The sequence below is a fragment of the Streptomyces sp. NPDC003327 genome, assembly GCF_053589515.1.
The window spans coordinates 12580-38579 of the sequence record NZ_JBSFSA010000033.1 but is presented as its reverse complement, the minus strand read 5'-3'; the positions used below and the strand labels follow the sequence as shown (position 1 = coordinate 38579).

Annotated in this window: 29 protein-coding genes; 17 read left to right on the top strand and 12 right to left on the bottom strand. The window is 73.5% G+C overall.

Going from position 1 to position 26000, the window contains the following annotated elements; translation table 11 throughout:
• Positions 1–15: 15 nt before the first annotated feature.
• On the bottom strand, positions 16–873 hold the full coding sequence (locus tag ACWDVG_RS22895; protein ID WP_451701246.1) for a transglutaminase family protein: 858 nt from the start codon (positions 871–873) through the stop codon (positions 16–18).
• Positions 858–1910, bottom strand: a complete 1053-nt coding sequence (locus tag ACWDVG_RS22890) for a GNAT family N-acetyltransferase (RefSeq protein ID WP_451701244.1) — start codon at positions 1908–1910, stop codon at positions 858–860. Before ACWDVG_RS22890 ends, ACWDVG_RS22895 begins: the two co-directional genes overlap by 16 nt.
• A gap of 112 nt (positions 1911–2022) precedes the next feature.
• Here ACWDVG_RS22890 and fdxA point away from each other — a divergent pair, with 112 nt between their 5' ends.
• Together fdxA and dapC are read left to right on the top strand one after the other, a co-directional pair.
• Positions 2023–2343: a ferredoxin gene (gene fdxA, locus ACWDVG_RS22885; RefSeq protein WP_351792596.1), complete on the top strand. Its 321-nt coding sequence runs from the start codon at positions 2023–2025 to the stop codon at positions 2341–2343.
• A 98-nt stretch (positions 2344–2441) separates the two neighbouring features.
• Positions 2442–3539 (top strand): succinyldiaminopimelate transaminase, encoded by a 1098-nt coding sequence (gene dapC / locus ACWDVG_RS22880; RefSeq protein ID WP_451701242.1) that lies wholly within the window; start codon positions 2442–2444, stop codon positions 3537–3539.
• Between the two features lie 81 nt (positions 3540–3620).
• Here dapC and ACWDVG_RS22875 read toward each other — a convergent pair whose 3' ends face one another.
• Entirely contained in the window at positions 3621–4091 is a 471-nt protein-coding gene (locus ACWDVG_RS22875) for an ATP-binding protein (RefSeq protein ID WP_451701240.1), read from the bottom strand.
• A 291-nt stretch (positions 4092–4382) separates the two neighbouring features.
• Entirely contained in the window at positions 4383–5375 is a 993-nt protein-coding gene (locus ACWDVG_RS22870) for a hypothetical protein (protein WP_451701238.1), read from the bottom strand.
• 29 nt (positions 5376–5404) lie between these two features.
• Between ACWDVG_RS22870 and dapE the strand changes: the two genes are divergently transcribed.
• Both dapE and ACWDVG_RS22860 read left to right on the top strand, forming a co-directional pair.
• On the top strand, positions 5405–6499 hold the full coding sequence (dapE, locus tag ACWDVG_RS22865) for a succinyl-diaminopimelate desuccinylase (RefSeq protein ID WP_451701235.1): 1095 nt from the start codon (positions 5405–5407) through the stop codon (positions 6497–6499).
• An 84-nt stretch (positions 6500–6583) separates the two neighbouring features.
• Complete coding sequence (locus ACWDVG_RS22860; protein ID WP_451701234.1) at positions 6584–7330, top strand: LOG family protein; 747 nt, start codon at positions 6584–6586, stop codon at positions 7328–7330.
• A gap of 78 nt (positions 7331–7408) precedes the next feature.
• Here ACWDVG_RS22860 and folP read toward each other — a convergent pair whose 3' ends face one another.
• Positions 7409–8269 (bottom strand): dihydropteroate synthase, encoded by an 861-nt coding sequence (gene folP, locus ACWDVG_RS22855; RefSeq protein ID WP_451701233.1) that lies wholly within the window; start codon positions 8267–8269, stop codon positions 7409–7411.
• A 101-nt stretch (positions 8270–8370) separates the two neighbouring features.
• Between folP and ACWDVG_RS22850 the strand changes: the two genes are divergently transcribed.
• Positions 8371–8712 (top strand): DivIVA domain-containing protein, encoded by a 342-nt coding sequence (locus ACWDVG_RS22850; RefSeq protein ID WP_451701230.1) that lies wholly within the window; start codon positions 8371–8373, stop codon positions 8710–8712.
• On the top strand, positions 8709–9326 hold the full coding sequence (locus ACWDVG_RS22845; RefSeq protein ID WP_451701228.1) for a DNA-3-methyladenine glycosylase I: 618 nt from the start codon (positions 8709–8711) through the stop codon (positions 9324–9326). Before ACWDVG_RS22850 ends, ACWDVG_RS22845 begins: the two co-directional genes overlap by 4 nt.
• Here ACWDVG_RS22845 and chcB read toward each other — a convergent pair whose 3' ends face one another.
• On the bottom strand, positions 9327–10130 hold the full coding sequence (gene chcB, locus ACWDVG_RS22840) for a 2-cyclohexenylcarbonyl CoA isomerase (protein WP_451701226.1): 804 nt from the start codon (positions 10128–10130) through the stop codon (positions 9327–9329).
• Between the two features lie 325 nt (positions 10131–10455).
• On the opposite strand from chcB, the gene ACWDVG_RS22835 reads away from it, so the two are divergent.
• Complete coding sequence (locus tag ACWDVG_RS22835) at positions 10456–10623, top strand: DUF3117 domain-containing protein (RefSeq protein WP_006346801.1); 168 nt, start codon at positions 10456–10458, stop codon at positions 10621–10623.
• Positions 10624–10766: 143 nt separating this feature from the next.
• Here ACWDVG_RS22835 and ACWDVG_RS22830 read toward each other — a convergent pair whose 3' ends face one another.
• On the bottom strand, positions 10767–11432 hold the full coding sequence (locus tag ACWDVG_RS22830) for an O-methyltransferase (protein ID WP_345287126.1): 666 nt from the start codon (positions 11430–11432) through the stop codon (positions 10767–10769).
• Positions 11433–11574: 142 nt separating this feature from the next.
• Between ACWDVG_RS22830 and sigE the strand changes: the two genes are divergently transcribed.
• From sigE to ACWDVG_RS22805, 5 genes are all read left to right on the top strand, one after another.
• Positions 11575–12333, top strand: a complete 759-nt coding sequence (sigE, locus tag ACWDVG_RS22825; RefSeq protein WP_451701222.1) for an RNA polymerase sigma factor SigE — start codon at positions 11575–11577, stop codon at positions 12331–12333.
• Positions 12330–13145 carry an anti-sigma factor family protein gene (locus tag ACWDVG_RS22820; protein WP_451701220.1) on the top strand — a complete coding sequence of 272 codons (816 nt, stop codon included), beginning with the start codon at positions 12330–12332 and terminating at the stop codon, positions 13143–13145. The genes sigE and ACWDVG_RS22820 overlap by 4 nt, the downstream gene beginning before the upstream one ends.
• 77 nt (positions 13146–13222) lie before the next feature.
• Positions 13223–14968: a trypsin-like peptidase domain-containing protein gene (locus ACWDVG_RS22815; RefSeq protein ID WP_451701218.1), complete on the top strand. Its 1746-nt coding sequence runs from the start codon at positions 13223–13225 to the stop codon at positions 14966–14968.
• A gap of 90 nt (positions 14969–15058) precedes the next feature.
• Entirely contained in the window at positions 15059–15523 is a 465-nt protein-coding gene (locus tag ACWDVG_RS22810; RefSeq protein ID WP_451701216.1) for a sec-independent translocase, read from the top strand.
• Positions 15524–15597: 74 nt separating this feature from the next.
• A complete protein-coding gene (locus tag ACWDVG_RS22805) occupies positions 15598–16224 on the top strand; it encodes a hypothetical protein (protein ID WP_451701215.1) in 627 nt (208 codons plus the stop codon).
• A 102-nt stretch (positions 16225–16326) separates the two neighbouring features.
• On the opposite strand, the gene ACWDVG_RS22800 is transcribed toward ACWDVG_RS22805, so the two are convergent.
• Genes ACWDVG_RS22800 through ACWDVG_RS22790 form a run of 3 tightly spaced genes read right to left on the bottom strand, consistent with a single transcriptional unit; the run spans position 16327 to position 19353 of the window.
• The gene (locus ACWDVG_RS22800; RefSeq protein WP_451701213.1) at positions 16327–17460 is read right to left on the bottom strand and encodes an Mrp/NBP35 family ATP-binding protein; all 1134 of its coding nucleotides are present in this window, start codon (positions 17458–17460) and stop codon (positions 16327–16329) included.
• 44 nt (positions 17461–17504) lie between these two features.
• Positions 17505–18092 (bottom strand): DUF1003 domain-containing protein, encoded by a 588-nt coding sequence (locus ACWDVG_RS22795; protein ID WP_451701211.1) that lies wholly within the window; start codon positions 18090–18092, stop codon positions 17505–17507.
• Positions 18082–19353 carry a magnesium transporter MgtE N-terminal domain-containing protein gene (locus ACWDVG_RS22790; RefSeq protein ID WP_451701208.1) on the bottom strand — a complete coding sequence of 424 codons (1272 nt, stop codon included), beginning with the start codon at positions 19351–19353 and terminating at the stop codon, positions 18082–18084. The genes ACWDVG_RS22795 and ACWDVG_RS22790 overlap by 11 nt, the downstream gene beginning before the upstream one ends.
• Positions 19354–19708: 355 nt before the next feature.
• Between ACWDVG_RS22790 and ACWDVG_RS22785 the strand changes: the two genes are divergently transcribed.
• On the top strand, positions 19709–20497 hold the full coding sequence (locus tag ACWDVG_RS22785) for a hypothetical protein (RefSeq protein WP_451701206.1): 789 nt from the start codon (positions 19709–19711) through the stop codon (positions 20495–20497).
• Between the two features lie 29 nt (positions 20498–20526).
• On the opposite strand, the gene ACWDVG_RS22780 is transcribed toward ACWDVG_RS22785, so the two are convergent.
• Together ACWDVG_RS22780 and ACWDVG_RS22775 are read right to left on the bottom strand one after the other, a co-directional pair.
• The gene (locus ACWDVG_RS22780) at positions 20527–21033 is read right to left on the bottom strand and encodes a hypothetical protein (protein WP_451701204.1); all 507 of its coding nucleotides are present in this window, start codon (positions 21031–21033) and stop codon (positions 20527–20529) included.
• Positions 21034–21071: 38 nt separating this feature from the next.
• Positions 21072–22199, bottom strand: coding sequence for a magnesium and cobalt transport protein CorA (locus ACWDVG_RS22775; RefSeq protein ID WP_451701202.1), 1128 nt, complete (start codon positions 22197–22199; stop codon positions 21072–21074).
• 423 nt (positions 22200–22622) lie between these two features.
• Between ACWDVG_RS22775 and ACWDVG_RS22770 the strand changes: the two genes are divergently transcribed.
• The 4 genes from ACWDVG_RS22770 to ACWDVG_RS22755 all read left to right on the top strand — a co-directional run bounded on the left by ACWDVG_RS22770 (position 22623) and on the right by ACWDVG_RS22755 (position 25910).
• On the top strand, positions 22623–23207 hold the full coding sequence (locus ACWDVG_RS22770; RefSeq protein WP_451701201.1) for a suppressor of fused domain protein: 585 nt from the start codon (positions 22623–22625) through the stop codon (positions 23205–23207).
• 99 nt (positions 23208–23306) lie between these two features.
• Positions 23307–23945: a DUF6758 family protein gene (locus ACWDVG_RS22765; RefSeq protein ID WP_451701199.1), complete on the top strand. Its 639-nt coding sequence runs from the start codon at positions 23307–23309 to the stop codon at positions 23943–23945.
• A 155-nt stretch (positions 23946–24100) separates the two neighbouring features.
• Positions 24101–24961 (top strand): PHP domain-containing protein, encoded by an 861-nt coding sequence (locus ACWDVG_RS22760; protein ID WP_451701198.1) that lies wholly within the window; start codon positions 24101–24103, stop codon positions 24959–24961.
• A gap of 343 nt (positions 24962–25304) precedes the next feature.
• Positions 25305–25910 carry a MarC family protein gene (locus ACWDVG_RS22755; RefSeq protein ID WP_451701196.1) on the top strand — a complete coding sequence of 202 codons (606 nt, stop codon included), beginning with the start codon at positions 25305–25307 and terminating at the stop codon, positions 25908–25910.
• Positions 25911–26000 lie beyond the last annotated feature (90 nt).

Below are 26000 nucleotides of genomic sequence, written 5' to 3'. Positions count from 1 at the left end.
TCCGAAGGAAACGGTCTAGTTCAGGCGGGCCCGCGCCGCCTGGGCCCGGCGGCGGATCGCCAGTGCCGCGTCCGGATCGACGGCGTCCATCACCTGCGCGTACGCCTCCATCTCCGCCGCCCCGGTGAGGAACTCGCCCCGCTGCACGAGCAGTTCGGCCCGTTCGTAGCGCAGCTTCGCCGGGTGGGACGGCAGCAGCAGCGAGAGCTCCACCGCCCACAGCGCCACGTCGGAGCGCTCGGGCCGGGGCGCCGCCCAGGCGCGGATGTTGTTGAGGATGCGCAGCACGATCGCGCCCGGCTCGGCGGGCCGCAGCATCGAGCGGTCGAGCGCCTCGCCCGTCGCGCTCGCCACCAGCAGCTCGGCGTCCGCGCCCGTCATGGCGCGGCCGCCCGCGAACGGGTCCGCGAGGTTCAGCTCGTCCGGGTCGCCGAAGCCCACGACGAAGTGGCCGGGCAGCCCGAGCCCGTACACGGGCGCGCCCGCCCGGCGGGCCACCTCCATCCACACCACGGAGAGCAGGATCGGCAGTCCGCGGCGCCGCCGGAGCACCTCGTGGAGGAGCGAGGACTCCAGGCGCTGGTAGTCGGCGGGGACCCCCTCGAAGCCCTCGCGGACGCCGAGCAGCGCGGCGAGTTCGGCGGCCCAGTCGCCGGTGATCCGGGTGGCGTACGGCACGAGGCCGGCGAGGCGGTCGAGCTCGATCTCGGCCTCCGCGAGGTCCGCCTCGGTGACGGAGGGGTCGGCGACGGCGCCGATCAGCAGGCAGAGCCTGGCCAGGTCGGGGCGCTCGGCCCGGGCCTCCTCCGCGAACTCCCGCCGCCGGTCGGGGCTTCCCGCGGCCGGCCCGCCCTCGGTCACTCCTCGGTCCATCGGTAGTGGTGGTAGTGGTGGTGCACCGCGAAGCCCATCCCGTCGTACAGCGCCCGCGCGCCGTCGTTGTCCGTCTCCACCTGGAGCCAGGCGGCCGACGCGCCCTCGTCGAGCGCCCGCCGGGCGAGCGCCGTCATGACCGCGGTGGCCAGGCCCCGGCGCCGCTGTCCGGGGTCGACCTCGACCGTCATGAACCCGGCCCAGCGTCCGTCGACGACACAGCGCCCGATCGCCGCGGGTACCTCTTCGGTGCCCTCCACGGACGCGAACCACACACGCGGCCCGGAGGAGAGGACGGAGAGCGCCGCGGGGCTCGCCGAACCGGACCCGCGGTACCGGCGCAGCCACCGCTCGTCGCACGTCCGCGAGAGGCGTACGGCTCCGGTGTCGGCGTCCTGGTCGCCGATCCGCGCCAGGGCCGCGATCCGCACCTCGGCCGAGACCTCGCGCCGCCAGCCGTGCCGGTCGAGGGCGGCGCAGAGCAGCTCCTGGGTGCCCTCGGCGCCGGTGGCGGCCTGGACGTACGGGGGCAGCCCCCGGGCCGCGTACCACTCCCGTACGGCCGTCAGGGCCCCGGCGAGCGGCATCCCCGGATCTCCGAGCGGCAGCGCGGAGTTGGCCCGCCGGGTGAAGCCGGCCCGGCGGCCGGCGGCCGCCCCGCCGGGGCCGTCCTCCGGCTCCTCCAGGACCGCCGCCCGCAGGGTCCACTCGCCGAGCGCCTCGCTCTCGACCGGCTGCCAGGCACGTGCGGTGGCCCGCGCGAGCTCGGGGAAGGTCGCCGCGGGACCCCGTCGGCGGGCCGGTGCGGCGGGCACGGTCTTGCCGGCGACCAGGGAGGCTTCCGCGATGCGGACGGCCTCGCCGCTCTTTCGTGTGATCAGCAGCACACCGGAGTCCCATGATGTGAGAACTCCGACCGCGTCGGTGAACTTCTCACCCGCCGCGCCCGAGTCCGTCACGTACCGAACGGAGACACGTTTTCCCACGTCAGCGCTGGTGATTCGGACCTCAAGGCGCCCTCCGCCGATGAATTCCACAGGTTCTCCGCCCCTCCTGTTCGGATCGCCCCCAAGAACGGAGATACTAGGTGCGGGCATCGACGACGCCGCGCTCCCGCGCAGACCAGCCCTATCGAGGAGGAACGACAGCGTGACCTACGTCATCGCGCAGCCTTGTGTCGACGTCAAGGACAAGGCGTGCATCGAGGAGTGCCCCGTCGACTGCATCTACGAGGGCAAGCGCTCCTTGTACATCCACCCGGACGAATGCGTCGACTGCGGGGCCTGTGAGCCGGTCTGCCCGGTCGAGGCGATCTTCTACGAGGACGACACCCCGGAGGAGTGGAAGGAGTACTACAAGGCGAACGTCGAGTTCTTCGACGAGCTCGGTTCGCCCGGTGGTGCCTCCAAGCTCGGCGAGATCGAGCGCGACCACCCCTTCATCGCCGCCCTGCCGCCGCAGAACGGCTGATCGACCGCATCCGGTCCCGCACGGCGCCGTCCGTCGTGCGGGACCGAGGCGTTTCCCGACGCCTCTCCCGTGTACGTACGAGGAAGTGAGAGCCACCCGTGAGCGCAGTCTCTTCGCGCCTGCCCGTCTTCCCCTGGGACAAGCTGGAGCCGTACAAGAAGACGGCCCTGGCGCACCCGGACGGAATCGTGGACCTCTCGGTCGGCACGCCCGTCGACCCGGTCCCCGCGCTGATCCAGGAGGCCCTGGTCGCGGCGGCGGACTCGCCGGGCTATCCCACGGTGTGGGGGACGAAGGAACTGCGCGACGCCCTGACCGACTGGTGCGGGCGACGGCTCGGCGCGACCGGCTTCGCGCACGAGAACGTGCTGCCGGTGGTCGGCTCCAAGGAGCTGGTGGCCTGGCTGCCGACGCAGCTGGGGCTCGGCGCCGGTGACGTCGTCGCCTACCCGCGGCTCGCCTACCCGACGTACGAGGTCGGGGCGCGGCTCTGCGGCGCGACCCCCGTCGTGTACGACGACCCGGTCGCCGACCTCGACCCGGCGGCGGTCCGGCTGCTCTGGCTCAACTCGCCGTCCAACCCCACCGGCAGGGTCCTCGCCAAGGAGGAGCTGACCCGGATCGTGGCCTGGGCGCGCGAGCACGGCGTGCTGGTCTTCTCCGACGAGTGCTACCTGGAGCTGGGCTGGGAGGCCGACCCGGTCTCCGTCCTCCACCCGGACGTCTGCGGCGGCTCGTACGAGGGGATCGTCGCCGTCCACTCGCTCTCCAAGCGCTCCAACCTGGCCGGCTACCGGGCCGCGTTCGTCGCGGGCGACGCGGCCGTCCTCGGCGAGCTGCTCCAGATCCGCAAGCACGGCGGCATGATGACCGCCGCCCCGGTCCAGGCGGCGACGGTCGCCGCGCTCGGCGACGACGCGCACGTGGCGGAGCAGCGCGAGCGGTACGCGGCCCGGCGCGCGGCCCTGCGGGCGGCCCTGGAGGCGCACGGCTTCCGGATCGAGCACTCCGAGGCGAGCCTCTACCTGTGGGCGACCCGCGACGAGCCGTGCTGGGACACGGTGGCGTACCTCGCGGAGAAGGGCGTCCTCGTGGCCCCGGGCGACTTCTACGGCGAGGCCGGGGAGCGTTTCGTCCGGGTGGCGTTCACGGCGACGGACGAGCGCGTCGAGGCGGCGGTGAAGCGGCTCGGCTAGGCCCCTACAGGTCGGGCGCCGGACACGGGAAGGGCCCGAGGAGCTCGTGCTCCTCGGGCCCTTCCCGTGGGGGCGCGGGGGTCAGCCGCCGACGGGCAGGCCGCCGATCAGGCCACCGGCGGCCGGGGCGCCGCCGCCGACCGGGAGGGAGCCGAGGGCGCCGGCGGCCGGGGCCTCGGTGCTCTCGGTGGCGGCGCCGGCCGTCTGGCCGACGACCTCGCCCGCGCTGCCGGCCGTGTCGCCCGCGACCTTCTGGGCGGCCGGGGTGGCGGTCTTGCCCGCCGCGCCGACGGCCTTCCCGGCGGCCGGGACGGCGGTGCCGACGGCCTCGCTGCCGGTCGCGCCGACGACTCCGGTCGTGGTCTGCGAGGCGCTGTCGACGGCGGAGCCCGCGCCCGCGGCATCCAGGGCGGTCACGCCGCCGAGGGCGCCGGTGGGCGCGAGGCCGTGGTCCAGGGCGCTCGCGGAGCCGGCCGCACCGACCACGGGGGCTGCGCCGGCCGCGACGAGGAGGGCGGCGCGGGCGATCCGACGGGTCAGGGGGAGGGACATGGTGCTCCTTCGACGGAGAGGACGATGACGCCCTGATCAACCGGCCCCGGGGCGGGTGAGGTTGCGGCGGCCGAAGGTAAAGAGTTGGTAATGCGTCGTATTGTCGGGTGGGGAGGAAAACGGACGAACGTGTCCATGCCTGACGGGCTGCCGAACCGTCACTTCCCTTGCCTCGCAAGGGAATTGGGGGTCCCGGACCCACCGGTGAAAAGGAGCGGAAAAACCCGCCGAATTCCCGGAGGGGCGGGCGGCACCGTGCCACGCCCGAGTGAAGAACCGTACGCGTGAGCGCTATCGCGCGAGCCGCAGCCGGACCGTTCCGGCACCGTCCCGGCCGCCGCCGGAGCCGTCCACGCGCTCCTCGCCGCCCTCGCCGTCCGCCGCCGGGGCCTCCTCCCAGCCCCCGCCCGAGTCGCTCGCGCGCCAGACCTTCCCGCCGTACGCGACCTCCGCGACGCGCAGGTCGTCCGCCCGCGCCACCGCCCACTGCGCCAGCTCCCAACCCCGCCGCTCCTCGGCCGCCCTGCCCGACCCCGCCGCGACCCGCACCGGCACCACCAGCACCGGCGGCCCCGCCGCCGACCTGCCCGCACCCGCGCCGCCCGCACCCGCGCCGCCCGTGACGGCCCGCGGCGCCGCACCCTCGCCGAAGTCCCGCACCAGCTCCGCGCGCACCCGCGCCGGATCGCCCGGCCTGCCCTCCGTCACGCTCGCCGTGCAGGACAGCGCCGCCGGCGCCCGGCCCGTCAGCGCCGCCGACAGCAGCGCCGCGTCCGGCTCGTGCTTCGCGTACGCCTGCGGGAAGCCGCTCCGCTGCACCTTCTGCGCCGCCACCGTCAGCGGCAGCCGCGAATACCCCGGGACCTCCTCCAGGCCCTCGTAGAACTTCGTCGCCGAGTACACCGGGTCCATGATCTGCCGGGGCGTCCCCCACCCCTGGGACGGCCGCTGCTGGAAGAGGCCGAGCGAGTCCCGGTCGCCGTGCTCGATGTTCCGCAGCGCCGACTCCTGCAGCGCCGTCGCCAGCGCGATCGTCACCGCCCGCTCCGGCAGCCCCCGGCTGGTGCCCACCGCGGAGATCGTCGCCGCGTTCGACGCCTGCTCCGGGGTGAACTCGTACCGGTTCTCACCGCTGCCCACGCTGCACCTCGGCGCGCCTTTGCTCCCCGTCATCTGGTGGACGGCGACGTACCCGGCGAGGGCGGACAGCACGACGAGGGCGGCCGCCGAACGGGCGAGGCGGCCACGGCGGGCGGGGCGGGTGGGCTCGGACACGGGGCCCACCGTACTGGAGGCCGGGTTAGGGTCGGGATATGGCTGACATCACCCCGCTCGACAGTGCGCTGGACCTCTCCCGGGACGGCGCCGCGCTCACGGCCGCCCTCGTCGACTTCCCGTCCGTCAGCGGGACCGAGCAGCCGCTCGCCGACGCGATCGAGCGGGCCCTGCGCGCCCTCCCGCACCTCACCGTCGACCGCCACGGCAACAACGTCGTCGCCCGGACGCACCTCGGCCGCGCCGAGCGCGTCGTCCTCGCCGGCCACATCGACACCGTGCCGATCGCCGACAACGTGCCCTCGCGCCTCGACGAGAACGGCGTCCTGTGGGGCTGCGGCACCTCCGACATGAAGTCCGGCGTCGCCGTCCAGCTCCGCATCGCCGCCACCGTGCCCGAGCCCAACCGCGACCTCACCTTCGTCTTCTACGACAACGAGGAGGTCGCCGCCGACCTCAACGGCCTCGGCAAGATCGCCGCCGCCCACCCGGACTGGCTCGCGGGCGACTTCGCCGTCCTCCTCGAACCCTCCGACGCCCAGGTCGAGGGCGGCTGCCAGGGCACCCTGCGCGTCATCCTGCACACCGGGGGCGAGCGGGCCCACTCCGCGCGCTCCTGGATGGGCTCCAACGCCATCCACGCCGCCGCCCCGATCCTCGCCCGCCTCGCCGCCTACGAGCCGCGCAAGCCGGTCATCGACGGCCTGGAGTACCACGAGGGCCTCAACGCCGTACGGATCGAGGGCGGCGTCGCCACCAACGTCATCCCCGACGCCTGCGCCGTCACCGTCAACTACCGGTACGCCCCCGACCGCTCCCCGGCCGAGGCCCTCGCCCACGTCCACGAGGTCTTCGCCGACTGCGGCGTCACCGAGTTCGTCGTGGACGACGAGAGCCCCGGCGCCCTGCCCGGCCTCTCCCACCCGGCGGCCGAGGCCTTCATGAAGGCCGTCGGCGGCAGCGCCCAGCCCAAGTTCGGCTGGACCGACGTCTCCCGCTTCAGCGCCCTCGGCGTGCCCGCCGTCAACTACGGTCCCGGCGACGCCCTCTACGCGCACAAGCGGGACGAGCACGTCGTCGTCGACCGCATCCACCACTGCGAGGCGCGACTCCGCGACTGGCTCACCGCCTGACTTCCGTCATTTCCCACTTCGTCACCTCCGTCGTCCTACCCTGACCGGACCAGAAGATCGTCGGATCGACGGAGGGAGCAGACCATGGGTGTCCCCGAAGAGACGAAGCCGGAGGAGCAGCGGCTCGGACCGGTACTGAGGCGGAGGGACCAGGTCCAGCCCGGCACCACGGACCAGCGGCTGCTCGACACCGAGGGCGACTCGGAGTGGGTGCACACCGACCCCTGGCGGGTCATGCGCATCCAGTCCGAGTTCGTCGAGGGCTTCGGCGCGCTCGCCGAACTGCCGAGCGCCATCAGCGTCTTCGGCTCTGCCCGCACCAAGCCGGACTCGCCGGAGTACGAGGCGGGCGTACGGATCGGCCGGGCGCTCGCCGAGGCCGGGTTCGCGGTCATCACCGGCGGCGGCCCCGGCGCCATGGAGGCGGCCAACAAGGGGGCCAGGGAGGCCGCGGGTGTCTCGGTCGGCCTCGGCATCGAGCTGCCCTTCGAGCAGGGCCTCAACCCGCACGTCGACATCGGCGTGAACTTCCGCTACTTCTTCGTCCGCAAGACGATGTTCGTGAAGTACGCGCAGGGCTTCGTCGTCCTGCCCGGCGGCCTCGGCACCCTCGACGAGCTCTTCGAGGCCCTCACCCTGGTCCAGACCCGCAAGGTGACCCGCTTCCCGATCGTCCTGTTCGGCACGGAGTACTGGAAGGGCCTCGTCGACTGGCTCCGCGACTCGGTCGTCGCGGGCGGCAAGGCCTCCGAGCGCGACCTGCTGCTCTTCCACGTCACGGACGACGTGGACGAGACGGTCGCGCTGGTCACCAAGGAGGTCGGCCGCTGACGCGCGGCCCGGCGGGGTGCCGGCCGGTCGGGCCGGCCCCCGCCGGGCCACGGTCGGGCCAGTCCCCGCCGGGCACGGTCAGGCCAGCCCCCGCCGGGCCACGGCCGGGGGCCGGTGGCCCGCGATGGACGCCACCATGTCGAGCACCTGACGGGTCTCCGCCACCTCGTGCACCCGGTACACCCGCGCGCCCAGCCACGCCGACACCGCCGTCGTCGCCAGGGTGCCGAGGACCCGCTCCTTGACCGGCCGGTCCAGGGTCTCGCCGACGAAGTCCTTGTTGGAGAGGGAGACGAGCACCGGCCACCCCGTCGCCGTCATCTCGTCGAGCCGCCGCGTCGCCTCCAGGCTGTGCCGGGTGTTCTTCCCGAAGTCGTGCCCCGGGTCGATCATGATCCCGTCCCGGCGCACGCCCAGCGCCACCGCCCGCTCGGCGAGGCCGACCGTCACCTCCAGGATGTCGGCCATCACGTCCTCGTACGCGACCCGGTGCGGCCGGGTGCGCGGCTCGGCGCCGCCCGCGTGCGTGCAGACGAGACCGGCGCCGTACCTGGCCGCCACCTCCGCGAGCCGCGGGTCGACCCCGCCCCAGGCGTCGTTGAGGACGTCGGCCCCGGCCTCGCAGACCGCCTCGCCGACGTCCGCCCGCCAGGTGTCCACGCTGATCACCACGTCGGGGTGGCGGCGCCGGACCTCGGCGACGAAGCCGACCGTGCGGCGCGCCTCCTCCTCGGCGGTGACCTCCTCGCCGGGGCCCGCCTTCACGCCGCCGATGTCGACGATCGCGGCGCCCTCGGCAACGGCCTGCTCGACCCGGGCGAGCGCCGGCTCGTCGCGGAAGGTCGCGCCCTGGTCGTAGAAGGAGTCCGGCGTCCGGTTCACGATCGCCATGATCACCGGCTCGTGCGGCCCGAATTCACGCCGTCCCAAGCGCAGCATCCCTTTTGTCCTCCCTCGCGTCCGTTCGCCTGCGACCCTAACCGTCAGTGGCGCATGGCACGATCGGCACGGGACGAATTCCACTCCGGGAGAGGCGCGCAGTGTTCTGGTTTCTGCTCATCACGATGGTCGTGGTCGTGGCCGCCGTGACCCTTGCCGTGGTCGGCGGCGGCGACAGCGAGGTGCTGCCCGAGGCGGCTCCCCAGCAACTCGTCGACCCCCTGCCCGCGAACCGGCCGGTCGACCGGGTCGACGTCGAGGCGGTCCGCCTCCCCGTGGCCGTGCGCGGCTACCGCATGGAGGACGTCGACGACGTCCTCGTACGGCTCGGCGCGGAGCTCGCGGAGCGGGACGCCCGCATCGCCGAACTGGAGGAGGCCCTCGCGGGCGCCACCGCGCGACCCGGCAGGGCCGAGGACACCGGAGAGGACGAGCGGGCGTGAGCGTGGGCGGAGCGGTCCCGGGACCCGACGGGCGGCTGCGCTGCCCCTGGGGCCTGTCGACCGAGGACTACGTCGCCTACCACGACGAGGAATGGGGCAGCCCGGTCCACGGCGACGACGCCCTCTTCGAGCGGCTCTGCCTGGAGGCCTTCCAGTCCGGCCTCTCCTGGATCACCATCCTGCGCCGCCGCGAGGGCTTCCGGCGGGCCTTCGCCGGCTTCGAGATCGCCTCCGTGGCCCGCTTCGGCGAGGCCGACCGCGAGCGCCTCCTCGCCGACGAGGGCATCATCCGCAACCGCGCCAAGGTCGACGCCACCCTGGCGAACGCCAGGGTCCTGGCGGACTGGGCCCCCGGCGAGCTGGACGCGCTGATCTGGTCGTACGCCCCCGACCCGGCGGACCGGCCCGCGCCCCGCACGGTCCTGGACGTCCCGGCGGTCACGGACGAGTCGACGGCCCTCGCCAAGGCCCTGAAGAAGCGCGGACTGCGCTTCATCGGTCCGACCACCGCCTACGCGCTGATGCAGGCCTGCGGGCTGGTCGACGACCACCTCGAGCAGTGCGTGGCCCGGGGCGGCGGCCGGACGCTCCCGCCGACCGCCCCGGTGGGATGATCAGCGGCCGAGGTACTGCGGCTTCTCCTTGGCGATGAAGGCGCGGACCGCGATCGAGTGGTCCTCCGAGCCGCCCGCGAGCGTCTGCAGCTCGTCCTCCTTCTCCAGGGCCTCGGCGAGCGAGTGGTCCGCGCCGTACGCGAGGGACTCCTTCAGCGCCGCGTACGCGACGGTCGGGCCCTCGGCCAGGGTGCGGGCCACCTTCTCCGCCTCGGCGGCCAGGTCCGCCGCCGGGACCAGCCGGTTCACGATGCCGAGCTCGTACGCCTCCCGGGCGCCGATCGAGCGCGGGAACAGCAGCAGGTCGGCGGCGCGGCTCGCGCCGATCAGCCGGGGGAGCGTCCAGGACACGCCCGAGTCGGCGGTGAGCGCCACGCCCGCGAACGAGGTGTTGAAGGACGCGGTGTCCGCCACGACCCGGTAGTCCGCCGCGAGGGCGAAGCCGAAGCCCGCGCCGGCCGCGACGCCGTTCACCCCCGCCACCACCGGCTTCCTCATGCCGGCGAGCGCCCGCACGATCGGGTTGTAGTGCTCGCGGACCGTGGTCATGGTCTCCCGGCTCCCGGACTCCTGGTCCTGGAGCAGCAGGCCCACGTGCTCCTTGAGGTCCTGGCCCACGCAGAACGCCCGGTCGCCGGCCGCCGTGAGCAGCACCGCGCGGACGGCGGGGTCGGCGGCGGCCGCCTCCGCCGCGTCCCGGAGGCCGACCTTCGCCGCCACGTTCAGCGCGTTCATGGCCTCGGGCCGGTTGAGCGTGATGGTGGCGAGCCCGTCGCTCACCTCGTACAGGACCGTGTCCGCCATCGGGACCCCTTCGCCTCGTTGCGACGCTTCGTCGCGTCGTTGATCAGCCCAGCATGGCGGAGATCACCCCCGGCGCACATGTGAGCTGCGTCAAAGAAACCGGCCGGGCGTCCGGACGGGCGGCGGCGAAGTATCGCAGGCCGATCGCCGAAATGAGGGGTTTTGCGGAAGCGCGTTGCGGAAGCGATGCCGATCGATGTTGGTCATCGGGTCCTGCGATGCGGGATAATGACCTGGAAGCAATGTGTTCGAAGCCGGTGACGCGTGCTCCACACCTTGGAGCTGCCCGGCTGACAATGAGCTGGTTTCAGGAAGGGGAACGAGCATGGCGGCCATGAAGCCGCGGACGGGTGACGGCCCGCTCGAGGTGACCAAGGAGGGGCGGGGCATCGTCATGCGCGTTCCGCTCGAAGGCGGCGGTCGGCTCGTCGTCGAGCTGACCCCGGACGAGGCCGAGGCGCTGGGCGACGCCCTGAAGCAGGTCGTCGGCTGACGGACTCCCACGATTCCTCACCGCTGCCCCGGACGGTTCCGACCGTACCGGGGCAGTGGTGTGTCCGGGGTACGGGGGCGGGGCAGGGCTCCGGGGTGGGGGTCGCCGTGGGGCGGGCCCCCGGCCGGGGCGCGGGACGCCGGTCAGCCGCGGCGCACGGCGCAGAGCAGGCCGTCGCCCACCGGCAGCAGCGTGGGCAGCAGCTCCTGGCTCTCCCGCACCGCGCGCAGCAGCTCCCGCACCCGCTGCACCTCGGCGGGCTGGGCCGACGAGTCGACCGTGCGGCCGTCCGCGAAGACGCCCTCGAAGCAGACCACACCGCCCGGTCGCAGCAGGCGCAACGATTCAGCGAGGTAGTCCAGGTACTCCAGCCGGTCGCCGTCGCAGAACACGAGGTCGTACCCGCCGTCGGCCAGCCGGGGCAGCACGTCCAGGGCCCGTCCCGGGATGAACCGTGCCCGGTTCCCGGCGAAGCCCGCCGCCCGGAACGCCGTCTTCGCGACCTGCTGCCGCTCCGGCTGGAGGTCCACCGTCGTCAGGACCCCGTCCGGCCGCATCCCGAGCAGCAGGTAGATCCCCGACACGCCCGTGCCCGTACCGATCTCGGCGACCGCCTTCGCGTCCGCGGACGCGGCCAGCAGACGCAGGGCGGCACCGGTACCCGGCGACACCGAGGGCAGCCCCGTCTCGCGGGCCCGCTCCCGGGCCCAGCGCAGAGCTTCGTCCTCGGCGACATAGGCGTCGGCGAACGCCCAGCTCGTCTGCCGGTTGGCGGTAATGGCCCTCTCCTGTCCCCGTAGTTGACGCAACGGTGACTGTATCCGCTGCGGGCGGGAACCCGCAGATGGGACCGGGCGTTCACCAGGGGTAGGGCACGCGTCGAAGGGGCCGGGCGAGCCGGTTCCAAATTCGCGTAAAGATTCTTATCCGGAACTAACGGGCGGGGTGGCTATGGTAGGGGCTCCACTGGACACCACCAGAGCCGACAGGGGAGGTGCGGCTGCGCCTGTGGATCGGGGAGGAGTGCTTCGGCGTCTTCTCAGGTCGGCGGGTGAGCCGAAATCCGTGACCGACACCGCTGACCGAATCCGCACCACCGACTCCGCACCCACCACCGCGACCTTCGCATCGGATGCGGAATCGCAGGCGTGGACTCCGCCCACCTGGGAGGAGATCGTCAGCACGCACAGTGGCCGGGTCTACCGCCTCGCCTACCGCCTGACGGGTAACCAGCACGACGCCGAGGACCTGACGCAGGAGGTCTTCGTCCGCGTCTTCCGCTCCCTGTCGACGTACACGCCGGGCACCTTCGAGGGCTGGCTGCACCGCATCACCACCAACCTCTTCCTCGACATGGTCCGCCGGAAGCAGCGCATCCGCTTCGACGCGCTCGCCGACGACGCCGCCGAGCGGCTCCCCAGCCGTGAGCCCTCCCCGCAGCAGGCCTTCAACGACACGCACTTCGACGCCGACGTGCAGCAGGCCCTCGACACCCTCGCGCCCGAGTTCCGCGCGGCCGTCGTCCTCTGCGACATCGAGGGCCTCTCGTACGAGGAGATCGCCGCGACCCTCGGCGTGAAGCTCGGCACCGTGCGCAGCCGCATCCACCGCGGCCGCTCCCACCTGCGGAAGGCGCTCAAGCACCGCTCGCCAGAGGCCAGGGCGGAGCGTGCCCTCGCCGCCGTCGGATGGGAGGCGGGGACAGCGTGAGCGGCACCCGCCCCTCCTCGCCGACCCCCGCGGAGCACCACCTCGGGGACCGGCTCGCCGCACTCGTCGACGGCGAGCTCGGCCACGACGCCCGCGAGCGGGTCCTCGCCCACCTCGCGACCTGCGCCCGCTGCAAGGCCGAGGCCGACGCGCAGCGCACGCTGAAGAGCGTCTTCGCCTCCAGTGCGCCCCCCGCGCCCTCCGAGGGCTTCCTGGCACGGCTCCAGGGCCTGCCCGGCGGGCCGCCCGGTGATCCGGGGGCGCCCAGGGGGCCGCTCGAAGAGTTCCTCGACGCGAGCGGAGTGAAGTCCGACGGCTTCGCCACGGCGACCGCTGTCACCCCGCACTCCGGCACCGGCTTCCGCATCCACGACGTCGGCGACCGGCCGTCCGGGACGCCCGGACGCGGCCGTCGCTTCGCCTTCGCCGCGGCCGGCGCCGTCTCCTTCGCGGCCATCGCCCTCGGCGGCTCCCTGCCGCTGGAGACCTCGGTGAACGCGAGCGGACGCACGGGCCAGGGCACCGGCAGCGCCGTCGCCCCGCTCCGCGCCACCACCGCCTCCGGGGGCGCGGGACCGGCCGTGTCGCGCGCCAACCGCTCCGGGGGCGCCCAGTCGATCGGCACCGCCCCCTCCGGCGCGGTCCCGCCGGACGCGGTGCGCTCCGGACGGCTCCCGTACCTCGGTACGCAGTCGGTGTTCGCGCTCTCGCCGTTCATACGGCCCTCGGGCCCGGCCCTCCACCTGGCCTTCGCGCCCGGCCCCGGCCCGGCCCCCAGTCCGACGACCCTGCCGCTCGGCTCCCACCGCTGACCCGCGACCTGGTTGAATCCAGGGGGCAGGGGCCCCGACTCAGGGGCGCGGACGGGTCAGCGGGGTGCGGGGAGATCATGAACGACGGGAAGCCGAACTGGTGGAGCCGGCCTGCGACGACCCCGGAGGCGTCCCGCATACCCCCGCCGCCCCCGTCCACGCCGGAGGACTTCCCCCTCCAGGCCCCGCAGCCCCCGGTCGACCTGACGAAGCCGGCCCCGGCCCCCGCCGGGGAGGGTGAGCCCCAGGCGCCCGTGGCGCCGCAGCCGGACGCACCGCACGTGCCCGAGCCACACGCCGCCCGCGGCGCGACGGCCGACGAACTCGCGCCCGAGCCGGAGCCGGTCCCGGCTCCGGCGGCCGCCGCGGACGTCCCGCACGTGCCCGAGCCGCAGGCCGCCCCCGTCGCGGAGGCCACCGCGGACGCGCCGCACGTCGCGGAGGCGCCGCCCGCCGCGCCACAGCCGTTGCACGCGCCCGACGAGTACCGGACGCCGCCCTACGGGGAGCCCGGCCCCTGGGCGCCCGCGCCGCCCGTGCAGCGGCCGGCCGTGCCCCAGCCGCCCCCGCACCCGCAGCAGCCGCACCCCCATCCCCAGCCGCACCCGCAGCCGCAGGTCGTGGCGCCCGCGCCCTGGGTGCAGTACGACCCGTGGGGCGGCGGCGCGGCCGCGCCCCTGGCGTCGGCCCCCGTCCGGCGGAAGAAGTCCCGCAAGGGCCTCGCCCTGGTCGGCGCGCTGCTCCTGGCGCTCGTGACCGGCGTCATCGGCGGCGGCGTCGGCGCCTACGTCGAGCGGAACGGCGGGATCAATCCCGTCCAGCTGCCGCAGGCCGAGGCGGGGGAGACCGGCCGCGCCCCCGACAGCGTCGCCGGGATCGCGGCCAGCGCCCTGCCCGGCGTCGTCACCCTCCACGTGAGCGGCGGCGGCTCCGCCGGCACCGGCACCGGCTTCGTGCTCGACACCAGGGGCCACATCCTCACCAACAACCACGTCGTCGACGGCGCCGGATCCTCCGGCGACATCACCGTCACGTTCTCCAGCGGCGAGACCGCCGAGGCCGAACTGGTCGGCAAGGACACCGGCTACGACCTGGCCGTCGTCAAGGTCAGCGGCGTCTCCGGCCTCAAGGCGCTGCCGCTCGGCAACTCCGACAACGTCCGCGTCGGCGACCCCGTCGTCGCCATCGGCGCGCCCTTCGACCTCTCCAACACCGTGACCTCGGGCATCATCAGCGCCAAGGAGCGCCCGATCACCGCGGGCGGCGAGAAGGGCGACGGCAGCGACATCAGCTACGTCGACGCCCTCCAGACCGACGCCCCGATCAACCCGGGCAACTCCGGCGGCCCGCTGCTCGACTCCAAGGCCCGGGTCATCGGCATCAACAGCGCGATCCGCGCCGCCGGCGGCTCCGGCGACGGGGAGGGCGACGGCGCGAGCCAGCCCGGCTCCATCGGCCTCGGCTTCGCCATACCGATCAACCAGGGCAAGCGGGTCGCCGAGGAGCTGATCAACACCGGCAAGGCCACCCACCCGGTCATCGGTGTGAGCCTCGACATGCAGTTCAACGGCGACGGGGCCCGGGTCGGCGACAAGGGCAAGGACGGCACCGCGGCCGTCACCCCGGGCGGTCCGGCCGCCCTGGCGGGCCTGCGCCCCGGTGACGTCATCACCCGGGTCGACGGCCAGCGGGTCCACAACGGCGAGGAGTTGATCGTGAAGATCCGCGCCCACCGCCCCGGCGACCGCCTCGAACTCACCCTGAGCCGCGACGGCAAGCAGCTGACCAAGACGTTGACGCTCGGTTCCTCACAGGGCACCTGAGCGGCATGTGACGGACACCGCGAGGTACCCGTCCGGCAGTTTCGGCGGGTACCGTGGACACGGCCCTTGACCGGCATGAAGGAGCTACAGGTGTTCAGCGACATAGGCGCACTCGAGCTGGTGACGCTCGTCGTCCTCGCCGTGCTCGTCTTCGGGCCGGACAAGCTGCCCAAGGTCGTCCAGGACGTGTCCCGGTTCATCCGGAAGATCCGGGAGTTCTCGGACAGCGCCAAGGAGGACATCCGCAGCGAGCTGGGGCCGGACTTCAAGGACTTCGAGTTCGAGGACCTCAACCCGAAGACCTTCATCCGCAAGCAGCTCGACACCAACGAGGAACTCAAGGAGCTCAAGGAGCTCCGCACCTCCTTCGACCTCAAGAAGGAGATGACCGAGGTCGCGGACGCCGTCCACGGCCGCGAGCCGCAGACCACGGCGGTCAACGGCTCGGTCAACGGATCGGCGAGCGGCTCGGTCAACGGCTCGCCCGACCTCACGAAGAAGCAGGACAAGCCGGACACCGGCGAGCGTCCTCCGTACGACTCCGACGCGACCTGACCGCGGCCAGTCCCCGCCCCGGGACGTCCCGGTGGCTATCCTCCCTCTGTTGACGGAACGAGGAGGCGGCCGAGATGGAGACGACGAGTCGGGCGGAGGGCGTGCCCACGGCCCGGCGCACCGCCGAGGGCTATCTGCGCGCGCCCTTCGCCTGGTACGGCCTGGACGAGGCCTTCACGGGGCCGCGCTGGCTCATGCAGGTCGGTACGGCGGCGGACGGCAGCGTGCAGCACGGTTCGACCGGCCACGGTGACGAGCCGTCGATAAAGTCCGACGCGAGCGGCGCCGAGAAGGAGCGCTTCGCCGTGGTCGTGACGGTCGCCGCGAGCCCCGTCCGGCGGACCGGCGACGGCACGGGCGTCCTCGACGCCACCACGGTCTCCTCGGCCGCCTGGCTCGCCGGTTCGGGGCTCCTCGCCCACACCTGGCCGGCCTCGCTCGACCACGCGCTGCGCGACCACTGGCTCGACCAGCAGACGGAGACCGCCTTCGAGCTCGCCGACGACCTCGACGGGCCCGCCTGGACCACCCTGTCGCTGCCCGTGGACGGCGTCCCGGTGCCGTTCCACTACCGCGAGACCGAGTTCGGCTGGGTCCTCGCCGGGTCCGCGACGGACGTCCACATCGGCGCGTACGGGCGGGGGATGAGCGCGTACGGGCTCGGCTTCTCCCAGATCGCGGACCTCGGCGCGTACGCCTGAGGGACACCGGCGCGCACACCTGACGGGCGCCGAGCCGGTACGACGGAGGGCGCCCCCCACCAAAGGGGGGGCGCCCTCCGTCGTACCGCCGGTGTCCGGGGGTCAGAACTTGTTGCGCGGGGTGATGCCCAGGCTCATGCCGGACAGGCCGCGCTGACGGCCGCCCAGCTTGCCCGCGATGGCGCGGAGCGCCGCGCCCGCGGGGGAGTCCGGGTCGGCCAGGACGACCGGCTTGCCCTCGTCGCCGCCCTCGCGCAGCCGCACGTCGATCGGGATCGAGCCGAGGACCGGCACCGTCGCGCCCGTGGTCCGCGTCAGGCCGTCCGCGACCTTCTGGCCGCCGCCCGTGCCGAACACGTCCACCATCTCGTCGCAGTGCGGGCAGGGCAGGCCCGCCATGTTCTCCACGACGCCGACGATCTTCTGGTGCGTCTGCACCGCGATCGAACCGGCCCGCTCCGCGACCTCGGCCGCCGCCTGCTGCGGGGTCGTGACGACCAGGATCTCGGCGTTCGGGACGAGCTGCGCGACGGAGATCGCGATGTCGCCCGTGCCCGGCGGCAGGTCGAGGAGGAGGACGTCCAGGTCGCCCCAGTACACGTCCGCGAGGAACTGCTGGAGCGCGCGGTGCAGCATCGGGCCGCGCCACACGACCGGCTCGTTGCCCGGCGTGAACATGCCGATCGAGATGACCTTCACGCCGTTCGCCGACGGCGGCATGATCATGTTCTCGACCTGGGTCGGACGACCGTCCGCGCCCAGCATGCGCGGCACGCTGTGGCCGTAGATGTCGGCGTCGACGACGCCGACCTTCAGACCGTCGGCGGCCATCGCCGCCGCCAGGTTCACGGTCACGGAGGACTTGCCCACGCCGCCCTTGCCGGAGGCCACCGCGTACACGCGGGTCAGCGAGCCCGGCTTCGCGAACGGCACCTCGCGCTCCGCCGTCGTGCCGCGCAGCGCGGCCGCCAGCTCCTTGCGCTGCTCGTCGCTCATCACGTCCAGCGTGACCTCCACGCCGGTGACGCCCTCGACCCCGGAGACGGCCTCGGTCACGCGCTGCGTGATGGTGTCGCGCATCGGGCAGCCGGACACCGTCAGGTAGACCGTGACGGCCACCTTCCCGTCCGGGCCGATCTCCACCGACTTGACCATGCCGAGCTCAGTGATCGGTCTGTTGATCTCGGGGTCGTTCACCGTCGCCAGTGCTTCGAACACCGCGTCTTCCGTAGCCATACGACAGATGGTACGGCGACGACCACCGGCCTACGAAAGTCCTGTCAACGGTCGGGTACGTCACTCCGCCGACCGTCGGCGGGCGGGAATAGATCGCGCCTCGGCTCGGCGCGCTCCTCCATCTCCTTCAGCAGGTCCTGCAGCTCGGAGCGGATCCAGTCCCGGGTGGCCACCTCGCCCAGCCCCATGCGCAGCGCCGCGATCTCCCGCGTCAGGTACTCGGTGTCCGCGATCGACCGCTCGTTCTGCTTCCGGTCCTGCTCCAGGTTGACCCGGTCGCGGTCGTCCTGCCGGTTCTGGGCGAGGAGGATCAGCGGAGCCGCGTACGACGCCTGGAGGGACAGCGCCAGGGTCAGGAAGATGAACGGGTACTCGTCGAACTTCAGCGACGGCGGAGCGAAGACGTTCCACAGCACCCAGCAGATGATCGTCAGGGTCATCCAGACCAGGAACCGCCCGGTCCCCAGGAAACGGGCGATCCGCTCCGAGAGCCTGCCGAAGGCCTCCGGGTCGTACTGCGGCAGCAGCCTGGCCCGCCGCTCGCGCGGCACGTCGAGCCGGATGCGGGGCAGCTGCCGCTCCCGCTCCCTGTCCCGCTCCCGCTCGCGGTCCTGCGTCCGCTCAGCCGCCATGCCCGGCCCCCTCCTGGTGGAACTCGGTCTCGCGCCAGTCCTCCGGCAGCAGATGGTCGAGGACGTCGTCCACCGTCACCGCGCCCAGCAGCGAGCCGCTCTCGTCCACCACCGGCGCCGCCACCATGTTGTACGCGGCGAGATAGCTGGTGACGGCGGGCAGCGGGGTGTCCGGGCCGAGCGGCGGCAGGTCGCTGTCCACCAGCGAGCTGACCAGCGTGAACGGCGGGTCCCGCAGCAGCCGCTGGAAGTGGACCATCCCCAGGTACTTGCCGGTCGGCGTCTCGTCCGGCGGCCGGCACACGTACACCTGCGCGGCCAGCGCGGGCGACAGGTCCTGCTGGCGCACCCGGGCCAGCGCGTCCGCCACCGTGGCGTCCGGCCGCAGCACGATCGGCTCGGTCGTCATCAGACCGCCCGCGGTCCGCTCCTCGTACGCCATGAGCCGCCGCACGTCCGCCGCGTCGTCCGGCCGCATCAGCGTCAGGAGCCGCTCCTTGTCCTCCTCCGGCAGCTCGGACAGCAGGTCGGCGGCGTCGTCCGGGTCCATCGCCTCCAGGACGTCCGCGGCCCGCTCCTCCTTCAGCTTCCCGAGGATCTCCACCTGGTCGTCCTCCGGCAGCTCCTCCAGGACGTCCGCGAGCCGGTCGTCGTCGAGCGCCGCCGCCACCTCCGCGCGCCGCTTGGGGGAGAGGTGGTGCAGGACGTTGGCGAGGTCGGCGGGGCGCAGCTTCTCGAAGGTGGCGACGAGGTTCTCCGCGCCCTGCCCGTGCTCCTCCAGGGAGAAGCCGGTGACGGCCGACCACTCCACCGTCAGGGTCTCGCCCTTGCGGCGCAGCGCCCCGCCCTTGCCGCGCCGCACGAAGACCTTGTCGATCTCCCAGTCGCGGCGGGCGGGCAGCTGCTGGATCGCCACGTCGAGGACGGTGACCTCCTCGTCGTTCTCGACCAGCCGGACCCGCCGGTCCAGCAGCTCGCCGAGGACCAGCCGCTCGGTGGGGCGCTGCTCGAAGCGGCGCATGTTCACCACGCCCGTGGTGATGACCTGCCCGGACTCCACACCGGTGATCCGGGTCATCGGGACGAAGACCCGCCGCCGGCTGAGCACCTCGACGACCATGCCGAGCAGCCGGGGCGGCCTGCGGCCGACGCGCAGCATGGCCACCAGGTCGCTGACCCGGCCGACCTGGTCGCCGACGGGGTCGAACACGGGGACCCCGGCCAGGTGCGAGACGAAGATCCGGGGGGCGCCTGCCGCCATGTCACGCGCCTCCTCGGTGCCGCACGATTCGAGTCGTCGGTTCGACCCGCCGCTCCGGGTCGTCGGGTGTCCTTGCTCAGCCCTTGCCCGGCTTTGCCTGGTTCAGGCTAGCCCGTGCCGTTCCGGCCCGCTCCGGCAGCGCCTCCGTACGGCTGCCGGTCGGCCCGCCGTCCGTGCCGGGTACGCTGCGGTCTGCCGTCCCCCACCGGCAGCGGCCCCGCGCGGGCCGGACCCGGCCGTCCGCCGGGACCTCGAAAGCCGACGCCGGGCCCCGTCCCACGGACCAGGGCCCGCCCGGCCGTCCCGTACGGCCCGGGCCGCGCGCATCCCCCCATCGACACGAGAGGCAGCGCAGATGACCGTACGTACCCCGTCATCGCGTACCCGGTCCCCGCGCGTCCCGGCGGCGCGCCTGCGCAGAGCCGTCGCACCGCTGGCGCTCTGCGCCGGGCTCACCGTGGGGCTCACCGCCTGCGGGGCCGACCCGGACGAGGGGACGAACGGCGTCGGTAAGCTCTCCGCGCCCGAGATCGAGCAGAAGGCGCAGTCGGCCGCCGACACGGCGCGGGCCGTGCGCCTCGCGGGCACGCTCGTCAGCAAGGGCGGCACCTACAAGCTCAACATGCGGCTCAAGCAGGACGGCGCGACGGGCTCGGTGACGACGAAGAACAGCACCTTCGAGCTGCTGCGGGTCGGCGACGCGCTCTACATGAAGGCCGACGCGGGCTTCTGGAGCCACGACGACAAGAACGGCGGCGAGCCCACCGAGGCCGACACGGAGGCCGCCGACAAGCTCGACGACATGTACGTGAAGGTGCCGCGGGACGACCCCTCGTACAAGCAGCTGCGCGGCTTCACCGACATGGACCTGCTGCTCGACGGGCTGATCAGCCTCCACGGCGAGGCCGTCAAGGGCGACCGCGACCAGATCGGCGGCATCCGTACGGTCAAGGTCAAGGGCGGCGCGGACGGCGCGGGCGGCACGCTCGACGTGGCCCTGGAGGGCTCTCCGTACCCGCTCCAGCTGAAGCGCGGCGGCGACGCGGGCGTCGTGGTGCTCTCCGAGTGGAACAAGGACTTCCCGCTCGCCGAGCCGTCGAAGGACGAGACCCTCGACTACGGCCGCCAGCTGCCCCGCACCTGAGTCCGCCGCCCCGCCCCGTTCCGGGCGCCTCAGCCCTTCCCGGCCCGCTTCCTGCCGAAGAGCAGCTTCGGGAGGGCGGCCGGGACCGGCCGGCGGGTCGTCGCCTCCGACGGCAGCGGTACGGCGGCCAGCGAGCCGTCCGGCAGCGCCGTCGTCGCGGACCGGGGGTCGAGGCGCAGCACCCGGCACTCGCGCGCCCAGCGCTCGGGCATCGCCTCGCCGTCGGGCGCGTTCAGCCGCTTGCCCTTCAGCTCGGCCACGGCCGCGTCCCACTCCTCCGTGCCGGGCGGGACCTCGCGCACCCCGGCCGTCCACGCGACGAGCCGTCCGCCCTTGTCCTTGCTGCGGACGGTCACCTCGGCCGTACCGCCGTCGACGAGACCGGGCAGCGGCTGCTCGCCCGGGCCGTCGCCGACGACGTGCGCGGCGCCGTCGTGCCAGACGTGCCACAGCGCCCGGGCGGGGCCGGTGCCCCGGACCCAGACGAGGCCGGACTTCTTGGTGGCCTCCTCGACGAGGAACAGCTCTTCGGTCATGGCCCGAAGCCTAGCGGCCGGCCTCCGCGGCCCCGCCCCTACAGCCAGCCGTTCCGCTTCAGCGTGCGGTGGATGGTGAAGCAGACGACGATGATGCCGGTCAGCACCATCGGGTAGCCGTACTTCCAGTGCAGCTCCGGCATGTGGTCGAAGTTCATGCCGTACACGCCGCAGACCGCCGTCGGGACGGCCACGATCGCCGCCCACGAGGTGATCTTGCGCATGTCCTCGTTCTGCGCGACCGTCGCCTGCGCCAGGTTGGCCTGGAGGATCGAGTTGAGCAGCTCGTCGAAGCCGACGACCTGCTCCTGAACGCGGGCGAGGTGGTCGGCGACGTCCCGGAAGTACTTCTGGATGTCCGGGTCGACGAGCCGCATGGGCCGCTCGCTGAGCAGCTGCATCGGCCGGAGCAGCGGCGTCACGGCCCGCTTGAACTCCAGCACCTCGCGCTTGAGCTGGTAGATCCGGCCCGTGTCCGTACCCCGCGTGGAGCCCTTGGTGGCCGGCGAGAAGACGTCGATCTCCAGCTGGTCGATGTCCAGCTCGACGGCGTCCGCGACCGCGATGTACCCGTCGACGACGTGGTCGGCGATGGCGTGCAGCACGGCCGAGGGCCCCTTGGCGAGCAACTCGGGCTCGCCCTGGAGGCGGTGGCGGAGGTTGCGCAGCGAGCCCTGCCCGCCGTGCCGGACGGTGATGACGAAGTCGGGCCCGGTGAAGCACATGACCTCACCGGTCTCCACCACCTCGCTGGTGGCGGTGAGTTCGGTGTGCTCGACGTAGTGGATCGTCTTGAAGACGGTGAAGAGGGTGTCGTCGTACCGCTCCAGCTTGGGCCGCTGGTGGGCGTGGACGGCGTCCTCCACCGCGAGCGGGTGCAGCCCGAACTCGGCCGCGATACCCGCGAATTCGGCCTCGGTCGGCTCGTGCAGACCGATCCACGCGAAGCCGCCGCTCTCCCGTACCTGGCGCATCGCGCCCCGCGGGGTGAGGCACGCGCTGTCGTCGACCCGGCTCCCGTCGCGGTAGACGGCACAGTCCACGACGGCGCTGGAGGCGGAGGGGTCACGGGTGGGGTCGTACGCGGTGTACGTGGTCGGGGTCTTGCGCAGGGAGTGGCGCAGGCTCGGCCGGACGGCCGCGCGCAGGTCACGGATCATCGACATGGGCATGCTCCTTCACGGAGAGGCCGTCGGCGCGATGCGTGGCACAGCCCGGAATGAGGACGTGGAGCTACGTCGTCCACAAAGCGGGCGGTACCGGAGAAGCGCGGTGACGGCGTTCGCTACAGACAGGCAAAGGCGAAAGTGCTCTTCCGTCGTGCGAGATGCCGGGAGGGGCGGGTCCGTGCCGGACCCGGACGTCACCGGAGGGGAGAGCGCACCGGGCGGGGGTGCGGAGCGGCGGAAGAGCGGCTGGTACTGCCCGACCGACTTCGGTCCATCGCAGTCCCACCTCCTCCGGCCGGTCCCTGGTGAGGGATGACGTGTGACGAGCAGTCGGGAATCCCGACCAGTGGCCAACACTATCAGCCGACAGAGGGTCAATCCCTGATTTTGCCCGCTCCGTACGCGATCTATGCTCCCCGCATGGGAGAAGTTCTTGCACTGGTCGAGGCCCGGCTGCGCACGGCGCTCGGCGAACCGGACGCGCGGGCCGCGGTGACGTTCCTGGGGACGGACCGGATCGAGGTGCTGCGCTTCGTCGACGGCGACCTCGTGCGGTACGCCACCCTCGGCATGTCGGCCCAGCCCATGGCCGACCCGACAGCCGCCCTCGCCGACCCCGTCAAGGGCCCGCGCGCCGAACTCGTCCTCACGGTGCGCGCCGGACGCGCCGACACCGACAAGGTGCTGCGCCCGCTCGCGGTCCTCGCCGCCACCCCGCAGGTCGAGGGCCTGGTCGTCGCCCCCGGCGCCTCCCTCGACCTCGGCGAGCCGCTCTGGCCGGGCGCCGTCTTCAGCTCCGTCCTCGTGACCGCTCCCGGCGGCCTGGTCGAGGACCTCGAACTGGACGCCCCGATGGACCCGGTCCGCTTCCTCCCCCTGCTGCCGATGACCTCCAACGAGGCCGCCTGGAAGCGCGTGCACGGCGCCCAGGCGCTGGAGGAGCGCTGGCTGGCCCGGGGGACCGACCTGCGCGATCCCCTGCGCAGGTCCGTGAACCTCGACTGAGCCGCCCCGGTCGCACCGGGTGAAGGCGCCGGGCCGGACGGGTGATCGCTCCGCAGGCGTCCTTGACGCGGGGCTGTGGGGGTAGGACCGTTGAGCCCTATGAGGGGCGAACCCAGTTGTCCGAAGTGCGGTGGCCGGGTCAGGGCGCCCGGTCTCTTCGCCGACTCCTGGCAGTGCGACGTGCACGGCTCGGTGCACCCGCTCCAGCCCGTCATCCCACCCAGCGTGGAAGGCCTCGGCGTCGTCGTGCACCGCTCCCACGTGCCGGTCTGGATGCCGTGGCCCCTGCCCGTCGGCTGGCTCTTCACCGGGGTCGCGTACGCCGGTGACGACCGCAGCGGCGGGCGCGCGACCGCCGTCGCCTGCTCCGGCCCCGGCCCACTCGGCGGGATCGGCGAGCTGCTCCTCGTCGCGGAGGAGCTGGGCGTCGGACTCGGCGCGCGGTACGCGGGCATCGACGGCCTCGACCCGGGCTCCGGCATGGCCATCGACAAGCCGCCCCAGGCCAAGGTCCTCGCCGCCGGCCGCCCCACCCCGCTCTGGCACGTCGCCGGCGCCCCGCACGACCGCGCCGTCTTCGCCGGCGAGGCGCGCGGCCTCTGGCTGTGGGCGATCGTCTGGCCCGAGCAGTCGGGGCTGCTCATGTACGACGAGCTGGTCCTGACGGACCTGCGGGAGGCGGGCGCCGAGGTCGAGCTGCTGCCCTGCGGCGCGCTCACCCCGCGCCTGCTCGCCTGACGGGCGCGAGGGCGCCGCGGTGCTCGTGGCGTCGGTGCGTACGTAACGGGCCTACGTAACGGGCGCCGGGCGCCCCGGCTCCGTACACAAGGGGTCGATTCGCCCGCTATGCTGAAGCGTCCCCCTTCCGTGCCGAGCCCCTGGAGCAACGCGTCGTGCGCATCGATCTGCACACCCACTCCACGGCCTCCGACGGCACGGACACCCCGGCGCAGCTCGTGCGGAACGCGACCGCGGCCGGCCTCGACGTCGTCGCGCTGACGGACCACGACACGACCCGCGGGTACGCGGAGGCCATCGCCGCCCTGCCGGAGGGGCTGACCCTCGTCACCGGCGCCGAGCTGTCCTGCCGCCTCGACGGCGTCGGCCTGCACATGCTCGCCTACCTCTTCGACCCGGAGGAGCCCGCGCTCCTCGCCGAGCGCGAACTCGTCCGCGACGACCGCGTGCCACGCGCCCGCGCCATGGTCGACAAGCTCCGGCTGCTCGGCGTCCCGGTGACCTGGGAGCAGGTCGCCCGGATCGCCGGGGACGGCTCCGTGGGCCGCCCGCACGTGGCCGAGGCGCTCGTCGAACTGGGGGTCGTGCCGGACGTGTCCGGGGCCTTCACGCCCGAGTGGCTCGCCGACGGCGGCCGGGCGTACGTCGGGAAGCACGAGCTCGACCCGGTCGAGGCGATCCGGCTGGTCAAGGCCGCCGGTGGCGTCACCGTCTTCGCGCACCCGCTCGCCGTCAAGCGCGGCGAGGTCGTGCCGGAGTCCGCGATAGCCCTCCTGGCGGAGGCGGGCCTCGACGGCATCGAGGTCGACCACATGGACCACGACGAGGCGACGCGGGCGCGGCTGCGCGGGCTCGCGAAGGAGCTGGGGCTGCTCGTCACCGGCTCCAGCGACTACCACGGCAGCCGCAAGACCTGTCGCCTCGGCGAGTACACGACGGACCCCGAGATCTACGGCGAGATCACCCGCCGCGCCGCCGGCGCCTTCCCGGTGCCGGGCGCCGGGGGAACCTCCTGACCCCGGCTCCCGGCCCCCTTTCCGCTCCGCGGTCCTGACGGCCCGGGACGTGACGGCCCGGACCCGCCCGTCCTGACGGACCTCCCTGGTGTTCCCGAGGGGCGCGGCCGGACGGTTCGCTCCGGCGGCCGACCCCGTCCCCGCCGCCGCGGCCGGCGCACCGCCGCCGTCGGCCGGGCCCGAGGGGCGCCCACCCCGCGTACGTCCGCGCACCGCTCCGTACGGCCCCGTGCCGTACCGCGGTGGTGCGCTTCCGCTGCCCCGCTGCCGGAATCCCGCGTTCCGGCGGCGGCTCGCAGGCCCCCACCCCCTGCTCGACCTACACCCCGCAAGGCACCCCACCGTGTTCGACGTCGCCGTCTTCGGCTCGCTGTTCCTGACCCTCTTCGTCATCATGGATCCCCCCGGGATCACCCCGATCTTCCTCGCCCTCACCTCCGGCCGCGCGACCAAGGTGCAGCGCCGGATGGCCTGGCAGGCCGTCGCCGTCGCCTTCGGCGTCATCACCGTCTTCGGCATCCTCGGGCAGCAGATCCTCGACTACCTGCACGTCTCCGTGCCCGCCCTGATGATCGCGGGCGGCCTGCTCCTCCTGCTGATCGCGCTCGACCTGCTCACCGGCAAGACCGACGAGCCCAAGCAGACGAAGGACGTCAACGTCGCGCTCGTGCCGCTCGGCATGCCGCTGCTCGCCGGGCCCGGCGCCATCGTGTCCGTGATCCTGGCCGTGCAGAACGCCGACGGCGCCGCCGCGCAGGTCTCCGTCTGGGCCGCGATCGTCGCCATGCACGTCGTGCTCTGGCTGACCATGCGCTACTCGCTCGTGATCATCCGCGTCATCAAGGACGGCGGCGTCGTGCTCGTGACGCGGCTCGCGGGCATGATGCTGTCGGCCATCGCCGTCCAGCAGATCATCAACGGCGTCACCCAGGTCATCCAGGGAGCCTGAGCGGGCCCGGGCAGCCCGATCGGACCCGGGCAGTTTGATCCGGCCCGGGCCACCACGCCACTGCGCCCCCGTGCGGATTCCGCGAGAGCG

Coding starts and splice junctions, on each gene's coding strand:
- ACWDVG_RS22895 (WP_451701246.1), bottom strand. CDS start 873: ATGGACCGAGGAGTGACCGAGGGCGGGCCGGCCGCGGGAAGCCCCGAC.
- ACWDVG_RS22875 (WP_451701240.1), bottom strand. CDS start 4,091: ATGTCCCTCCCCCTGACCCGTCGGATCGCCCGCGCCGCCCTCCTCGTC.
- dapE (WP_451701235.1), top strand. CDS start 5,405: ATGGCTGACATCACCCCGCTCGACAGTGCGCTGGACCTCTCCCGGGAC.
- ACWDVG_RS22860 (WP_451701234.1), top strand. CDS start 6,584: ATGGGTGTCCCCGAAGAGACGAAGCCGGAGGAGCAGCGGCTCGGACCG.
- folP (WP_451701233.1), bottom strand. CDS start 8,269: ATGCTGCGCTTGGGACGGCGTGAATTCGGGCCGCACGAGCCGGTGATC.
- chcB (WP_451701226.1), bottom strand. CDS start 10,130: ATGGCGGACACGGTCCTGTACGAGGTGAGCGACGGGCTCGCCACCATC.
- ACWDVG_RS22835 (WP_006346801.1), top strand. CDS start 10,456: ATGGCGGCCATGAAGCCGCGGACGGGTGACGGCCCGCTCGAGGTGACC.
- sigE (WP_451701222.1), top strand. CDS start 11,575: ATGGTAGGGGCTCCACTGGACACCACCAGAGCCGACAGGGGAGGTGCG.
- ACWDVG_RS22815 (WP_451701218.1), top strand. CDS start 13,223: ATGAACGACGGGAAGCCGAACTGGTGGAGCCGGCCTGCGACGACCCCG.
- ACWDVG_RS22805 (WP_451701215.1), top strand. CDS start 15,598: ATGGAGACGACGAGTCGGGCGGAGGGCGTGCCCACGGCCCGGCGCACC.
- ACWDVG_RS22800 (WP_451701213.1), bottom strand. CDS start 17,460: ATGGCTACGGAAGACGCGGTGTTCGAAGCACTGGCGACGGTGAACGAC.
- ACWDVG_RS22795 (WP_451701211.1), bottom strand. CDS start 18,092: ATGGCGGCTGAGCGGACGCAGGACCGCGAGCGGGAGCGGGACAGGGAG.
- ACWDVG_RS22790 (WP_451701208.1), bottom strand. CDS start 19,353: ATGGCGGCAGGCGCCCCCCGGATCTTCGTCTCGCACCTGGCCGGGGTC.
- ACWDVG_RS22785 (WP_451701206.1), top strand. CDS start 19,709: ATGACCGTACGTACCCCGTCATCGCGTACCCGGTCCCCGCGCGTCCCG.
- ACWDVG_RS22780 (WP_451701204.1), bottom strand. CDS start 21,033: ATGACCGAAGAGCTGTTCCTCGTCGAGGAGGCCACCAAGAAGTCCGGC.
- ACWDVG_RS22775 (WP_451701202.1), bottom strand. CDS start 22,199: ATGTCGATGATCCGTGACCTGCGCGCGGCCGTCCGGCCGAGCCTGCGC.
- ACWDVG_RS22770 (WP_451701201.1), top strand. CDS start 22,623: ATGGGAGAAGTTCTTGCACTGGTCGAGGCCCGGCTGCGCACGGCGCTC.
- ACWDVG_RS22765 (WP_451701199.1), top strand. CDS start 23,307: ATGAGGGGCGAACCCAGTTGTCCGAAGTGCGGTGGCCGGGTCAGGGCG.